Here is a 15,846-nt window from a genome sequence, read left to right as displayed (position 1 = left end):
TTCGAAAATCAGCTTCACTTCACCCGCGCAGCTGCGGTCAAAAAAAATAAAACAATGGGGCATAGTACCAGATGATACTTACTCGCTCAACGGAGGCAGCAGCACAATCATTTACTATTATGCTTTTCAGGCCTTTTTCGAGGCGGCTTACCGCCTAATCCGATCTCGCCTCGCTACAGGTGAGCAGAATTCAAACCAAGTCCTAACTGTCGCTGTCAAACTACCCAACTGCTCAATGAGCTTTTCCATTGACGATTCAATCAAACGCTTGACCTATGTCAGCTTTATGAAATTCCGCACTGTAACGAGAGTGCCGTGTTCAATGGCAGGTTTGGGCCGTCTGTAAGGGCGACCCAGAGGCGTCAGATTTCAATTGCCTCCACTACGGCTAAGGCTTCCTCGAGCTCAACTCCAAGATACCGAAAGGTGTTATCCACCTTTATATGACTGAGCAAGAGCTGAGCTACGCGCAGGTTGACGATTAAGTCTATTTGATCAAGCGCGACTACCAGCACGATCACAGTACAGTGACCAGGAATATTTGCCGCATCCCGCTGTCGGAATTAACTTCGGCCCCGCTGGACGGTCCCCTGCCCGTTGTCAGCAAGCAAACGATCCTCGACATGCTGCCCGACTTGGCCTCGACGAGAGGTAGTTCTGAACAAGATCGAAGGTCTGGCCATCCCGCCTTGAAGCGAGGCGTTTGTGATGACTGACAATGACGGCGTCGACGATGCCGCACCCGGCGTTTGGAGGTGCCTTTTTCTTCTGCAATCTCAGAAAACGTTAGCCATCGACGATCATCACCAGCCACTGACGCACTTTGATGACACTGTGAACAGGTATTTGATCAATCTGGGGCGGCTCATCGCCAAGATGCAGTTTCATTTCCACGCCTTTCCGGTGCATCCGGTATAGCACTGCTATGGTTGGTTCAGCGTTGGGTTCCACCCAATTTGCATTGGAACAGCAAGCGCTAAGCTCACTTCAGAATTGGGTGTTTCGCGATGCTTTCAGCACCTACGGACACCATTTGTTTGAGCGTATATTCTACTTCCAACACGCCGCAAGCAGGTATTATTATTATTTATCAAGCGCTTAAATTTGTTATCTCTTATTACTAAAATTTTAGTTTGACAGCAGCGCCGAATATCATCGATGCTGTTTGCCATCCGGTCTGCACCGGATCACATAATCTTTGGGAGGAGACAGATGCGGAGACATCTACTTTCCGCCGTGGCGGCAGCGGCCGTCATTGCGGGGCATGGTCCTGCTTGGGCCGACGAAGCCGCAGCACAACGTTGGATCGACGACGAATTCCAGCCATCGACCTTGTCGAAGGATGAACAGTTGTCCGAAATGAAGTGGTTCATCGAAGCTGCACAACCGTACTCGGGCATGGAAATCAATGTCCTGTCCGAGGGTATCCCGACGCATTCCTATGAATCCGAGGTTCTGACCAAGGCGTTCGAGGAAATAACCGGGATCAAGGTCAATCACCAGATTCTCGGCGAAGGCGAAGTGGTTCAGGCCGTACAGACTCAGCTACAAACCGGACGGAATCTGTATGATGGCTATGTCAACGACAGCGACCTGATCGGGACACATTCGCGCCTGCAGTTGGCCTATCCGCTGACCGATATGATGGAAGGTGATTGGGCGGCGACAACCTCGCCAACGCTGGATCTGGATGACTTCATGGGCATTCAGTTCACCACCGGCCCTGATGGCAAGCTGTATCAATTGCCTGACCAGCAGTTTGCGAACCTATATTGGTTCCGCAAGGACTGGTTCGATGACGAAGCCAACAAGGCCGCGTTCAAAGAGAAATTTGGCTATGATCTAGGCGTTCCGGTCAATTGGTCGGCCTACGAAGACATCGCCGAGTTCTTCACCAATGACGTGAAAGAAGTCGATGGCACCACGATCTATGGCCACATGGATTATGGTAAGCGCGCGCCTGACCTCGGCTGGCGCATGACTGACGCCTGGCTGTCGATGGCCGGCGCCGGTGACGTGGGTGAACCGAACGGCGTTCCCGTCGACGAATGGGGCATCCGCATGGAAGCGGGCACTTGTAACCCTGTTGGCGCATCCGTTTCGCGTGGTGGTGCTGCGAACGGCCCGGCTGCGGTCTATGCGATCCGCAAGTGGGATGAATGGCTGCGGGCTTATGCGCCTCCGGGTGCGGCGTCTTATGACTTCTACCAGTCGTTGCCAGCGCTTAGCCAAGGCAACGTGGCTCAGCAGATCTTCTGGTACACCGCCTTCACCGCAGACATGGTGAAGCCGAAATCCGAAGGCAACAACACCGTGGATGACGAAGGCACGCCGCTGTGGCGGATGGCGCCCAGCCCGCACGGCCCCTATTGGGAAGAAGGCCAGAAGGTTGGTTATCAGGACGTGGGGTCGTGGACCTTCCTGAAGTCGACGCCTGCGGATCGTGCTCAGGCGGCTTGGCTCTATGCCCAATTCGTGACGTCCAAGACTGTCGACGTGAAGAAATCCCATGTGGGCCTAACCTTCATCCGCGACAGCTCGGTCAAACACGAGTCGTTCACCGAGCGCGCACCCAAGCTGGGTGGTCTGGTCGAGTTCTACCGCTCACCCGACCGTGTGGCATGGTCACCGACCGGCATCAACGTGCCGGACTATCCGAAGCTGGCCCAGATCTGGTGGCAGCAGATCGGTGACGTGAACTCGGGCGCCTTCACCCCGCAAGAGGCGATGGACCGTCTGGCAGAAGAGATGGACATCACTATGGCCCGGATGCAGGCCGCTGACGAAAGCGCCGGTGTCTACGGTGGCTGTGGCCCGCGTCTGAACGAGCCGCAGGATGCCGCCTTCTGGTTGGAAAAGCCGGGCTCGCCCAAGGCCAAGCTTGAGAACGAAAAGCCGCAGGGCCAGACCGTCAACTATGACGAACTGGTTCAGCGCTGGCAGTCTCAGTAAGCAAACGAAACCGGGGGTGCCGTGTGCGGCATCCCCACCCCAAGGCCAGTGCGACGCACTGAAGGACCGGAACCCACGGACATGATCGAACTTAAAGACGCCACCAAACGGGTTGGCAATGTCATCCATATCAAGCCTACGAACCTGACGCTCAAGACTGGCCATTTCAATGTGCTGTTGGGCGCTACGGGGTCGGGCAAAACCTCGCTGATCAAGATGATGGCAGGGCTGGACCCGATCGCCTCGGGCAAAGTTCTGATGGACGGGCAGGACGTCACCAAGCTGAACACGCAAAAGCGGCAGATCAGTTTGGTACACCAGTTCTTCGTGAACTACCCGCATATGACCGTTTTCGACAACATCGCCTCGCCCTTACGCGTGGCGGGGATGGCAAAATCCGAAATCGAAGGCCGCGTCGAAGAGGCCGCCAACTTGCTGCAGTTGCGCCCAATGCTACAGCGCCGTCCGCATGAGTTGTCAGGTGGCCAGCAGCAGCGTACCGCGCTGGCCCGCGCGATTGCAAAGGAAAGCCGCGCAGTGTTTCTTGACGAACCACTGGCCAACCTCGATTACAAGCTGCGTGAAGAACTGCGTGAACAACTGCCCGACCTGTTCGCCGGGCGCGGGGCCGTGGTGGTCTATGCCACCTCGGAACCGGAAGAGGCGTTGATGCTTGGCGGCTACACCGCTTTGATGGAGGACGGACGCGTCACCCAATTTGGCCCCACCTCAGATATCTATCGCAACCCCGAGAACATCTCTGCAGCTCGTGTGTTCTCTGACCCGCCCATCAATGTGGCGCGCATCACTGTGTCTGATGCGCAGGCGCAATTGGTCGGCGGTGGTGGCTGGAAAGTCACCGACATAGCCGATGGTGACTACTTGGTCGCCGTGCGTCCGCACCGGGTGACCCCGTTCCGCTCTTCCGACGCCGACGTGGAGCTGACCGGGCGTGTCATCGTGACCGAGCTTTCGGGCTCGGATTCCAGCGCGCACTTCCAACATGGGGATGAGGCGTGGGTATCCCTGGCCTCGGGTGTCCATCCCTATCAGGTGGGTGAAGACCACAGCTTCTACATGAACCCGGCCCATTGCCGGTATTTCGGCCAAGACGGCAAAAGGATAGCCTGACATGGCACAGATCAAGCTTGCAAACCTGCGACACAGCTATTTCCCCAATCCCAAGGGGCCACAGGATTACGCCCTGAAGGAAATCGACGTCACCTGGCGCGACGGCGGGGCCTATGCGCTGCTGGGACCATCAGGATGCGGCAAGTCAACGCTGCTGAACATCATCTCGGGGTTGCTGACGCCTTCCGAGGGACAGATTCTGTTCGATGGTCAGAACGTTACTGCCTTGCCCCCAGATCAACGCAACATTGCGCAGGTGTTCCAGTTCCCGGTGATCTACGACACGATGACTGTGGGCGAAAATCTGGCCTTCCCGTTGAAGAACCGGGGGGTTGACCCGGCAACGATCAAACGTCGCGTCGATGAGATTGCAGAAATGCTGGACGTTACGGATATGTTGAATACCCGGGCCTCAGGTCTGAGCCCGGACAACAAACAGAAAATCTCGATGGGTCGTGGGTTGGTGCGCGACGACGTGAACGCGGTGATGTTCGATGAGCCGCTGACTGTTATCGACCCACATCTGAAATGGAAACTGCGGTCCAAGCTGAAAGAGCTGCACCAGCGCGTCAAAGCCACGATGATCTACGTCACGCACGACCAGACCGAGGCGCTGACCTTCGCGGACGAAGTTGTCGTGATGCAGGAGGGCGAAGTCGTGCAGATCGGCACCCCTGTGGAACTGTTCGAGCGCCCTCAGCACACATTTGTCGGCCATTTCATCGGCTCACCCGGCATGAATGTGCTCCCATGCGAAGCGAAGGGCGATCGGGCCCTATTCGAAGGCCATGAAGTGATGCTGGAAGGCCAGACCCACGGTGACGGAGGCCGCACCGATCTGGGTATCCGGCCTGAATATATAAGCTTTGGCGAAACCGGCATCCCTGCCCATGTCACCAAGGTCGCAGATATCGGGCGACACTATGTGGTCAGTGCCATGGTCGGTGATACGCCGGTGAAAGCCGTAGCAGAACACAATGCGCCCAACCCTGGCCAACATGTGTACCTGCAATTCAAACCCGAACAATCTCGCGTCTACCGCGACGGCTGGATCGCAACCGAGGAGCGGACGCAATGAGAACGGAAAACCAAAAAGCATGGTTCTTTGTCCTGCCGGTGCTGGCGCTGGTCGCGTTTAATGCGCTGGTGCCGATGATGACGGTGGTCAACTATTCGGTGCAGGAGACCTTCGGTAACAACCAGTTCTTCTGGGAAGGACTGGGCTGGTTCGAACAGATCCTGCGTTCCGACCGGTTTCAGGCGGCTCTGGGACGGCAGTTCCTGTTCACCTTTCTGATCCTGCTGATCGAGGTGCCGCTTGGTATCATCGTGGCGCTTTCCATGCCACGCAAAGGGTTCTGGGTGCCGGTCTGTCTGGTCCTGATGGCCCTGCCGATGCTGATCCCGTGGAATGTGGTCGGCTCGATGTGGAATATCTTCACTCTGCCCAAGATCGGCTTGCTGGGGTACTTCCTGAATGACGTCCTGGGCATCAACTATGACATGACGCAGCAACCTTTGTCGGCCTGGATCACGGTCATCGTGATGGATGTCTGGCACTGGACCTCATTGGTCGTGCTGCTGTGCTATGCCGGCCTCGTGTCGATCCCGGATGCCTATTATCAGGCTGCTAAGATCGACGGCGCGAGCCCCTGGTCAGTATTCCGTTATATTCAGCTGCCCAAGATGAAAACCGTCCTGACCATCGCCGTTCTGCTGCGGTTTATGGACAGTTTCAACATCTATACCGAGCCTTTCGTTCTGACCGGCGGTGGCCCCGGCAACTCAACCACTTTACTGTCGATCGACCTTGTGAAGATCGCGCTGGGACAGTTCGACCTTGGCCCTGCGGCCGCGATGAGCCTGATCTACTTCGCCATCACGCTGCTGGTCAGCTGGGTCTTCTACACTCTGATGACAAAGGATGACGCGCAATGAAGAAGCGGTCCCTTATCCCGATCCTCTATATCGCGTTCCTGATGCTGCCAATCTATTGGCTGGTGGCGATGTCCTTCAAGACCACGAACGAGATCCTGTCGGGCTTTTCCCTGTTCCCCCAGACCTTCACGCTGGAGAACTACATTACCATCTTCACCGATCCGACGTGGTATTGGGGCTATATCAACTCGATAATCTACGTGACGATCAACACGGTGCTGTCGGTCTGTGTAGCGCTGCCAGCGGCCTATGCGTTCTCGCGCTATCGGTTTCTGGGCGACAAGCAGTTATTCTTCTGGCTGCTGACCAACCGGATGGCGCCAGCGGCGGTGTTCGCGCTGCCCTTCTTCCAGCTCTATTCGTCAATCCACCTGTTCGACACTTATCTGGCCGTGGCGCTCGCGCACACGCTGTTCAACGTGCCGCTGGCGGTCTGGATTCTCGAAGGCTTCATGCGCGGCATCCCGAAAGAATTGGATGAGACAGCCTATGTCGACGGCTATTCTTTCCCACGCTTCTTCGTGACGATCTTCCTGCCCAACATCAAAGCGGGTGTCGGCGTCGCGGCCTTCTTCTGCTTCATGTTTTCATGGGTCGAGATGCTGCTGGCCAAGACCCTCACCGCGGTCGAGGCCAAGCCCATCGCCGCCGTGATGACCCGCACCGCCTCCAGCGCGGGGTATGAGTTGGGTCTGCTGGCAGCAGCCGGAACACTGACCATTATCCCTGGTGCCATTGTCATCTGGTTTGTCCGCAACTACATCGCGCGCGGTTTCGCGATGGGCCGTGTGTGAGGTTCGATATGCGTAGACTTCTTCTCACCCTCCCCTTCCTGCCTTCGATGGCATTCGCCCAGCAAGCCGGATGGGGCAATGTTGGCCAGCAAGAGGAAAAGGGATTCTCGTGGACCGCCCCTCTTTGGCCTGATTTCTGGATGGCCTGGACCCCGGCGACGTTGGCGGTATTCGTGGGTATCTTCGCGGCCATCGCATTAATTGGACTATTGGAAGGGTTCAAGTTCCGCGACGGCCTTGAACGTCGCGGTGTACTTGGTCTGACAACCACATTGGGCGATCGGTTGTTCATAACACTGCTCGGCTCGACCTATATCTTCCTGGCCTGGCTTGGGCTGGTAGGCCAACCTGTATGGACGCCTCTTTTCCTGTCCATCGGTTGGGGCGTCTTCGTCTTCTGGAAAGTTTAAGCTTTGAGAAACAGCGAAAGGATGCTTGTCTGTCAGGCATACTAAATAATGGCGACACCGAGATCGATGCGAAAGAAAAAGACAACAAATCTTCTGACCGACGTGGAACTTGAGTTCATGAACGAACTCTGGGCGCTTGGTCAGGGCTCGGTCCGTGAAGTCCTTGATCGCCTGCCACCTGATCGCAATCTGGCCTACACTTCCGGAGCCACAATTTTGCGTATTCTTGATGAAAAGGGCTTTGTCGAAAGCGAGAAGAACGGCAAGTCGCTGATCTACAGACCCCTTCTGGAGAAGGACAGGTATCAGTCGCGGTCGTTGCAGAATTTGTCCCGGACCCTGTTTGACGACACGCCCGCAACTCTGGTGGCAAGGCTGGTCGATGATGAGGGGCTGACAGAAGATGATCTAGAGGAGATTCGAGCACTGGTAGAGAGGAGACTGCAAAATGACAGCGGTTAAACCGGTTCTCGATGCGTTTCTCGAGTTCAACATAGTGCTTGGATTGTCGGCGCTGATCTGGCTGGCCGTGCGCGGAGGCCTTGCGCTGACGCCCATGCGGTACGGCTTTGTTGCTCAGCTTCGTTCGCTCAAGATACTCTGCATCGGCGTTATGCTCAGCCCGGTTCTGGCGATGGGTGTTTCGGGTTTTGTTGCTCAGGTATGGCCCGGACGGGTTGTTGCGCTGGGGGATATCGCAGTGGCAGCCTATTTGCGCGGCGAAATCGCAATGCCGGCTGCGCAGTTCGAAACCCTTCTGAACACGCGCGAACGCTGGGTTGATCATGTCATGTCAGGCGGCTCTGTTTTTGTGACTTGTGCGTTGATTACACTGGTTTTGGTGGCGGCTGTTCTGGCAATTCGGGTTGCCCTCAACGCGCTTGCAATTCGCAACGCTGTAAGCTCCAGCTTTCTATGGCGACAATCGGCCAAAGTGGACATTCGTCTTTCGGATCGCGTGACCGTACCCTTTGCAGTACGCGGCCTTCGTCGCCGCCACGTTGTTTTGCCCAGCCATCTACTGAACTCGCCACGCGATCTGCGCTTTGCTCTGGCGCACGAGTTTCAGCACATCCGCGCATTGGACGTGGAATGGGAACTGGGTTTCGAGCTTTTACGCCCGTTGCTGTTCTGGAACCCGGCCTATCTGGCTATGAAGCATCAGTTTGACCGGCTTCGCGAATTGGCCTGCGATCAGTCTGTCGTCTCGCGTAAAGGGATTGACGCGACCGACTATACCGCCTGTTTACTGGACTACTGCACACGATCGGTTAAGCTAAAAAGCCCTCGCATTCTTCATGTGGCCTTGGTTAACGGGCCGAAAGCAAAGCATGTTCTGCGACAGCGTGTGATCGCCCTGACCGATGCACCAGTGACGACGACCCAATTGTCGGCTATTTTCGTTGGGTCGGCGCTTTCCCTTGTTGTTGTGCTTGCAATTGGTTCGGCCTCGGTTCGTCAAACTCAGGATTGGAGCCATGATCGTCTTATGCTTTCGACGGTTGTAAACCTTGAACGGCTGGAAGCTCGTAATCAGGGGAATTAACTGGCCGTAGTGTATGTCCAATGAGGGCTGGGGGGTTACACTTGCGGTTACTGCTAGCAAGTTAGTCACAGATTCTGCGCTAAAGTGCTGCTGATTTTCAATAAGTCTGGTTTTGAGGTATCGCTGTCAGCGGCTTTAACGCTGGCGTCCGCGTTGCTCGATATTGATCGACCGAGAACGATTCGATAGCAATTTATGCCATTCCAACCTGCTACAACGCAGCATCGCCATTTCTAAATCAAGGTCTGGTTATACTTCGGTGCTGTGAACGTTCCAAGTTTGGCAGAGAGCCCTTACAACGCCTTCTTATCCGCTATGCGAGCCATTGAAACGCCCCGAAGACGATCTGCCAGCGTACTCGGTCATTCAGCATAGTGAGTGTGTTGTAAACCTTTGTTGTCCCAATTGATCGTGGACAACCGCGCCCGCAGTTGCGCCGGAAACATTCGATGATTTGATTTGCCTGTCGGGGCTGAACCCTTGGGATGCGAAGCAGCTTCTACTCAGAAACCCGCGAACTTCTCAGCGCTGTTCCATTGAAGTTCGCCTTCTATCAGCCCTGACTGCACAAATCACGGATGGAATGCCATCATCAGAAGTGCCTTTCTGCCTCTTTTTCATCCATCTTTAGCAGCGATCTTCCATCTGCGAGGTATCCGCAGGCTGCATCTCAACCCATCCACAACTCATTTCGTTTGGAAGCAGCAATCTTGTCTCGAATGCGCTCTGCGGTCACCTCTCGTACAAACTGCGCAAAGCGAGCAAGACGCTCAGCGTCAATCGTCCCATGCTGGTTGCTTTATTGAATCTTCAAGAACTTCTGGATCGAACTTACTTTAACACGCAGGTTCTCGGGGCTTCTGCACGTAATCTCAGCAAACTACCCGTGATCAATTCTGCGATTTCTAACGCCTCAGCTGGCTTGAGATCACGCTGCAATGGCAAATTAATCATGGTTCCTGGCCATTCTGCAGCATGACGTGGGCCGATGCAGCGCCTTGCATTAAATGCTTGGTGATCAGGGCAATGATATTCGATGAGATGCCCCAATTGGACACCATTCTTACGCAAGTCCTCAATGAGGGCGGGTGCGAATTTGGTCCGAACGGCAAAATGCGAGTAACTGGCGCCAGCAAGGTTGGGTGGCAGGATAAAATCCTCTGCTTCAGTCGAAGACAATGCGTCAAAATATATCTTCGCGACCGCACGCCGATGCGCGACAATGTCTTTGTACTTGCCGCATTGCAGTTGCCCGACCCGCGCTTCTATAGCTGTCATCCCGTCGAGATAGTCTGAAGGCATCATAACGGTTTCTTCAGAATAGTAGGTTGTGAACTTACTTAAGGCGCCAATACGCTCAAGCCAGTTTACTGCACCATATACCGGACGGGTGAATGCGGTCCAAGCCGCCAGCACATAAGCTCTGCGTGCAAGGTTTTTCTTTACTCCCGGGGCGCGTATCTGCTCGGCACAAAGCACTCGCAGGCGTTCGGCAAGCGCCACGTCGTTTGTTGTAACCATGCCACCAAAGATCGAGGACATCGTCTTGGATATGTTGAGTCCGAAGAAGGCCGCATCACCCATTGCCACCACCGATTCCCCGTCCCACTCGGCTGCAAAGCTGTGGGCGCAGTCCTGGATTACTTTGATCTGCGGATGACGCGCACGAAATGACGCTAGTTTCTTAGCATTTATGGGATGTCCAAAAATCGAGGTTGCGACAAAGGCGCTTGTACGTGGGCCGACTGCTTCTTCCAGCAGATCAAAATCCACGTTGTAGTCGGCAGCCGAGCAATCGACGAATACAGTTTGGTTGCCACTTTTTTCGATCGCTTCGGGAACGACAAGGCAGGTGTAAGATGGGCACAGCACTTCGTCTCCTTCAAAACCAAACGCTTTCAGCAGCATGATCAGGCCAGTGCGCCCATAAGGCATTGCAATGGCATACCGCTGGTCAAAGAGCCCAGCAAAATCTAATTCGAACTTTGCGATTTCCTTTTCACGCCCAAGTAATGGGCTGAATGCAGCACGAAGCTCCGCGGCACCAAAATCCGCCTTGAAACGCGGAATCATCGGGTATCGTCCGATCTTTGCCAATATCCTTGGCTGGCCATGTGTATCGCCCTGAATTTAGAGGCTTTGGTTTGCTTGTAACCGGCAGGTGCTTGAACCGTATCTTGCAGGTTCAGATCGTGACCAAGGGTTATCAACCGTGTAACTCTACCCTTCGCCTTAGGCACTTTGGTGACAAGGAAGGCAGCGAGCGCTTTTTTGATCGTATTTCCCAATGCGACAGTGCGGAAAAAGGTAAGTGACAGTATTCGAAGAATGATAAAGCGGAAAGGAGTTGGTAACTGTGCACGTGCTGGCCGTAGATCAGATGAAATCTGCACCGTAGCATCCAGAACTTGAAGTTCGGAATTCTGATCCAGGTATTGCGAAGTCAAAGGCGCAGACCCACGTTTGGTACAAACTGTGCCCTCGTCTTCGCGGACAGCTATGCCGTTTTGGAAATGAAGCAAGGCGCCACCTTTCTTTGTGGCGATGACGGTGTAGTGTGTCTCCCCTACGTCGATCAACAATCCAGCATCTTCAAAATGAACCCGAAGGCCGGCTTGCGTGGCGGGAAGGCCCAAGGGGGTTGGGCGGCAGCTGTTGGCGCGCCGCTCAACAGCTGCCCAGACGTAATCATTGAATAGCGGAACCAAATTATGGGCATCCATAGTATCCAGCGTAACCAGTGCATGACGAGAGATCGAGTTGCGAACAAAAATCGCCATGCTGTGTGCTGACGGCATTTCGTGGGCAAGCGCCTCAAATCCGGCAGGAAAGCAGAACCGGGTCATACGACTGCCATAAACTCCGCCGTATGACCCGTCGGGATGTGCAAAATGCATCAAAAAAGTACATCCTTGTTCCAACGCATCACCAAGTGCCCAATCAGGGCGCCGCTTATGCACCTCGGCAAGCGCACTCATAAGCCAACTTTGATAGCCCGGATCAGCCCCATTATACTCACGGAACCAGCCTTCGGTCGAACGATGCTGCAGAATTCGGTTCATAAACTCCTTCGCACGTACGCTTTGGTCTTCGCCTGTGCGGTCTTCCCACATTACCAGCGCAAGGACCGCAACGGCGAGATGGTTTGATATGATCCCGTGAAACTCGTCTTGGCGATGCAGAAATGCAATCCACGGCGCGACGACGGCTTCGACCGCTTGCTGCTCTTGTGCAGTCAGTCGGTCGCCGAGCAGATCCAGCGCAGTCAGGACGTCCGCAGCAACAAGAGCGGTGACGCAAAATGACCCTTCATTTGGAAGCGCTTCAGATAGTGATCCGTTACGATCGGTAGCTTCATTCGCTCCGTGGATGATCTGTATGATCCGTTCGATCACCGATCTCGCGCTAATCCCATCCGGCAGGAGATCCGCGCAGACAAGCCGCGCGAGCCCGTTAACCGCACCTTGTTGTGTGGCATTGGGAAAGTCCTTGAGTTTCCAAGCCCAATAAGTTCGATCACCCATACCAAGCGTTGGCGAAAGCGGATCTGTGTCAAAGAGTGCCAGAAGTCGTGGCAACGCCCTGTGCACCTGTTGAAGATATGGGCAATGGACCTTGTCTATCATTAAAGATCTTCCTTGGAGCCAGGCAGGCGAGACAGGAGATAGGTGTAGTCGTCCCCCCAGCCGTAGTCCTTAGGGTGAAACACTCTCTGATGCCAGACCACCGTGGCGATCCCGTGCACGGCTTTCACCTCGTCCAACCACCGATCGATTGTGGCACGTCGCGTTTGCTCGTCTGAAACATGATAATCGAACAAATGTGAATCCATAAGGATCATGGGTATACTACGCAAGTGCTCTGAGGCGCGCTTTTCTGGTGCTATCCACGCCGGTATGCACATTGCTGCACCATTGCGAAATCCTGGGCGATCATTGAAACCTAATGTGGTATCACGCAATAGCCCCGCCTTTTCTTGCGCCCGCCAGGTGTCTGCCCAACTGAAGCGCAGCCAATGCTGGCGGATTTCTACGACCGACAAACCTGTTGCTGAGCGTATGCGATCCATTTCGGCGCGCAATTGTCCTGCATCGGCAAAAACGTCGAAGGATGGATGGACTCCGATCGTAAAGCCGTTCGCGGCCAATTTGCGCAACTCATGTGCAATTGACGGAGATGTCACATCATAGCCGGGATCCATCAGATAGCGTTTTGGCCCGCGTATCCGTCGCGATTTCCCACCGTGGAAGTTGAATGTGCTGACCTGTCCGAAACTTTGCTCAAGGGCAGCAATATGCGCCAAGTAATTATAATCGGCCGGACGCAAGAAAAAACCAGTCCCTTTGACCAATCGCTTTACAGCGTCACGAAGCGCACCTTGCCGTGCAAGCTTAAGGGCGTTGAACCCGTCAAAGGCCAGCGCTTTGATCCTTATTGGCAAGGTTTTTTGTAATGCATCAACATCATGCGTGAGCAAAATTTCCGCCCCACGTAACGCACCAAACATATCAGCTTCGTTTCGCCCTGCCTTCCAGGCAGCCCAGCGCCGCAGAAAAAGTAGAATACGGTTTACCCAAGCATGGTCCCAGAGTGATGTAAGTGTCTTAGGTAGCCGATAGGCATAGGAATGACAGGGGCCCATTCTCTGTTCGTAATGGCGTTCAGCTTCGCAAGTCAGAAATGAAAAACAAGCACGCCACCAATCGCAGCACTCCCAGTCCGCACCTTCACCTGTTACACAAAAGGCTGGCGCCATCAGATGCGAGGGCTGGCCGACACCAATATCCGCGGCCCAGTCCGGCAGGCAAATGCGGACAAGCGGCCAATCGAATGGCTTTGAAGTAGTCGGTATTGGAAGGTCAATCAGGGCATCCTTCGTCGCCTCGGCACAATAGCGCTCAGCACTTTGCAAGACGAACTGGACAACCACATTATTAGACATGAGGGGTCTCACAAAAAGGACTAGAACAGCACCCAGTTAGCAGATATAGAACGGAAGCACACCCTTGCTGATCGCAGTTCCGACACCGTGAAAGACCTCCATGAAAAAACCTGCGCTGGCAACCCTTTGCGGGTCTCTATGAAATTTGGCAAATCCTAATGCAACGTCATGAGTTCGCGGTTATATGGCTGTGTATGACCGCTCTGGCGGTATTCGCTTACCTTGGGCACACCTATTTCCTTGAACTAGACCTCGTTGTAGCTTGGGGTGGGTTCTCGGCCGTGGATTTCGCGAATTCGGTACTTTACCCTGAGAACTTCTCTAAGGACTACCCTGGTGGTGCCGCCTTTATCGGCAATTCACTGCTTGTTTGGATTTATCCCTTTGTCGCTAGCTATCTAGGCATTCAGCCTATCGTCGCTATGTACATGATGATCGCTTGCGAAGTCGTGCTATTGATCGCTGGCGCTGTTTTGATCCTGAGAACACTTTTACCGCAAACGCTTCCGTACAGTTTTGTTCTGCTTGCCATCCTTTTTTTAGCAAGTAGCGCCCGCCAGATTGATCTTGCAAGATTTGGCACACCATTCTTGGTCGGGCAATTCTACGTTTTTGCCGACATGCTGCGACTAGCGGCGCTTTGCGCGCTTTTGACCCATAGATATGTGTTGATGGCGGTCCTTCTGACGGCCGGCTTTACCATCCATCCGTCCATGACAGCGCTGACCCTTCCGGTTCTGTTTTTTGCTTTCCTGATTGACAAGTCCGAGTTGAAACGGCCGACACCGTGGATCGCGGCTGTTGTATCCGTCACATTTTCTGCGATCTGGTTTTTTGAATTCATCGCGTCACAATCACTGACGGGGCCAGAAATACCTGAATTTGAGTATATCGAGTTTAGTCGCCTCTTCAACTTTCATTGGTATCTGTCCGATTTGGGCATGATTCTACCAAACCCGGACAGGGTGCTTCTGCCCTTCATGGGGCTTGTTTTGGTAGGTGTCGAGGCATTGAGGCGCACGCCCGAACTGGGTGATCTGCGCCGCAAGCAGATCCTGGTGATGATTTCCGTAATTTGTATCGTTAGTTTGTTTGGCTTGCTGGCAGCCGAACATAAGTGGAGTGTAAAACTACTAAAGATATCACCTCAGCGACTAAGTGCATTTGGTGCGCTGCTTTTACTACCGATCATAGTTCATCGTCTGTTTCGCGATTTGCTGGGCGGCAATTATGGGTATGTTTTGATTGGCATTGCTTTTCTCGCGACAGCGCTGTTTCAGAAATATCCATATTCAATCGTGCTTGCGCTTCTCTATGCCAGTCCGGTCATCGGTGCCATTGTGCACCGACCTAAGTTGTGGTCCTACGAAACGGCGGTTGTCCTGTTTGCCTTACCCCCAGCCTTACTGCTGGCCCTTCACTTTCATGCGGGATATCAATTGTCGTTTGCTAGATATTTCGGTACGCCATGGCTCTTTGCTTTATCCTTAGTTGGGGTTGCATTAATCCTCATTCAATCAGCTACCTCAATTAAGCTGTGGCATTTGCCGAATTGGCTGGCGCGGCTGACCGCGCTCAGCATTCTGCTAATCAGCATGATTCTGTCTTATCTATGGATCACTGAACGCTACACGCTAACAGAAAACCGTCGCACCACGGCATCGGAATACAAAGAAGTACAACTATGGGCGCAGAGCAACTCTGACCCAACCGATCTATTCATGACCGATCCCTGTATTTCATATGGTTGGCGTGATTTCTCGCAGCGCAGCTCTTGGGGTAGCATTCAAGAATTCCTCAAGAATGGATGGCTCTACTCAGGGAATTTGAACAATTTCGACGAAGGGTTGGCGCGTGCTAAAAGGATCGGTATCGATAGTCGCAAAATGTTGCAGGAGGATCCATCAAGTATCCGACGGAACTTTCGAAATGTCTGTAGTATTGCACGCAGGATATACTACGCGCAGGACCTAGACTGGATGACCAACATGGTCCGTGACTATGAAATCGATTATTTTGTATACCTAAAAGAACACGCCGTGGATGGTCCGCGCTATACACCAGTATTCGAGAATGATACCTTTTTCGTTCTCGACGTGGCCAGCCTAAATGCATCCTAATTCCGACTTGCTG

At 53.9% G+C, this 15,846-nt stretch carries 12 protein-coding genes and 1 pseudogene; 9 read left to right on the top strand and 4 right to left on the bottom strand.

Going from position 1 to position 15,846, the window contains the following annotated elements; translation table 11 throughout:
- The first annotated feature begins 1,212 nt into the window (after positions 1-1,212).
- From ACR0AW_RS12140 to ACR0AW_RS12105, 8 genes are all read left to right on the top strand, one after another.
- Positions 1,213-2,952 (top strand): ABC transporter substrate-binding protein, encoded by a 1,740-nt coding sequence (locus ACR0AW_RS12140; protein ID WP_170733041.1) that lies wholly within the window; start codon positions 1,213-1,215, stop codon positions 2,950-2,952.
- 81 nt (positions 2,953-3,033) lie between these two features.
- Positions 3,034-4,083: an ABC transporter ATP-binding protein gene (locus tag ACR0AW_RS12135; RefSeq protein ID WP_170733042.1), complete on the top strand. Its 1,050-nt coding sequence runs from the start codon at positions 3,034-3,036 to the stop codon at positions 4,081-4,083.
- A 1-nt stretch (position 4,084) separates the two neighbouring features.
- Positions 4,085-5,161 carry an ABC transporter ATP-binding protein gene (locus ACR0AW_RS12130; RefSeq protein WP_170733043.1) on the top strand — a complete coding sequence of 359 codons (1,077 nt, stop codon included), beginning with the start codon at positions 4,085-4,087 and terminating at the stop codon, positions 5,159-5,161.
- Entirely contained in the window at positions 5,158-6,021 is an 864-nt protein-coding gene (locus ACR0AW_RS12125; protein WP_170392846.1) for a carbohydrate ABC transporter permease, read from the top strand. The genes ACR0AW_RS12130 and ACR0AW_RS12125 overlap by 4 nt, the downstream gene beginning before the upstream one ends.
- Entirely contained in the window at positions 6,018-6,815 is a 798-nt protein-coding gene (locus tag ACR0AW_RS12120; protein WP_058280831.1) for a carbohydrate ABC transporter permease, read from the top strand. Before ACR0AW_RS12125 ends, ACR0AW_RS12120 begins: the two co-directional genes overlap by 4 nt.
- An 8-nt stretch (positions 6,816-6,823) precedes the next feature.
- Positions 6,824-7,225, top strand: coding sequence for a DUF2160 domain-containing protein (locus ACR0AW_RS12115; protein WP_170401966.1), 402 nt, complete (start codon positions 6,824-6,826; stop codon positions 7,223-7,225).
- Between the two features lie 66 nt (positions 7,226-7,291).
- The gene (locus ACR0AW_RS12110; RefSeq protein WP_008759241.1) at positions 7,292-7,687 is read left to right on the top strand and encodes a BlaI/MecI/CopY family transcriptional regulator; all 396 of its coding nucleotides are present in this window, start codon (positions 7,292-7,294) and stop codon (positions 7,685-7,687) included.
- Positions 7,674-8,771 carry a M56 family metallopeptidase gene (locus tag ACR0AW_RS12105; RefSeq protein ID WP_170401969.1) on the top strand — a complete coding sequence of 366 codons (1,098 nt, stop codon included), beginning with the start codon at positions 7,674-7,676 and terminating at the stop codon, positions 8,769-8,771. Before ACR0AW_RS12110 ends, ACR0AW_RS12105 begins: the two co-directional genes overlap by 14 nt.
- A 673-nt stretch (positions 8,772-9,444) precedes the next feature.
- Here ACR0AW_RS12105 and ACR0AW_RS12100 read toward each other — a convergent pair.
- The 4 genes and pseudogenes from ACR0AW_RS12100 to ACR0AW_RS12085 all read right to left on the bottom strand — a co-directional run.
- Positions 9,445-9,578 (bottom strand): annotated as a pseudogene (locus ACR0AW_RS12100) (recombinase family protein); the annotation flags it as partial.
- 24 nt (positions 9,579-9,602) lie between these two features.
- Positions 9,603-10,844, bottom strand: a complete 1,242-nt coding sequence (locus ACR0AW_RS12095) for a DegT/DnrJ/EryC1/StrS family aminotransferase (protein ID WP_170733044.1) — start codon at positions 10,842-10,844, stop codon at positions 9,603-9,605.
- A complete protein-coding gene (locus tag ACR0AW_RS12090) occupies positions 10,841-12,295 on the bottom strand; it encodes a hypothetical protein (RefSeq protein ID WP_170733045.1) in 1,455 nt (484 codons plus the stop codon). The genes ACR0AW_RS12095 and ACR0AW_RS12090 overlap by 4 nt, the downstream gene beginning before the upstream one ends.
- Before the next feature lie 101 nt (positions 12,296-12,396).
- Positions 12,397-13,701: a polysaccharide deacetylase family protein gene (locus tag ACR0AW_RS12085; protein ID WP_170733046.1), complete on the bottom strand. Its 1,305-nt coding sequence runs from the start codon at positions 13,699-13,701 to the stop codon at positions 12,397-12,399.
- Positions 13,702-13,907: 206 nt separating this feature from the next.
- Here ACR0AW_RS12085 and ACR0AW_RS12080 point away from each other — a divergent pair, with 206 nt between their 5' ends.
- Positions 13,908-15,833, top strand: a complete 1,926-nt coding sequence (locus tag ACR0AW_RS12080; RefSeq protein WP_170733047.1) for a hypothetical protein — start codon at positions 13,908-13,910, stop codon at positions 15,831-15,833.
- Positions 15,834-15,846 lie beyond the last annotated feature (13 nt).

The organism is Ruegeria sp. C5, assembly GCF_056537605.1.
This window is presented reverse-complemented; position numbering and strand designations above follow the sequence as displayed.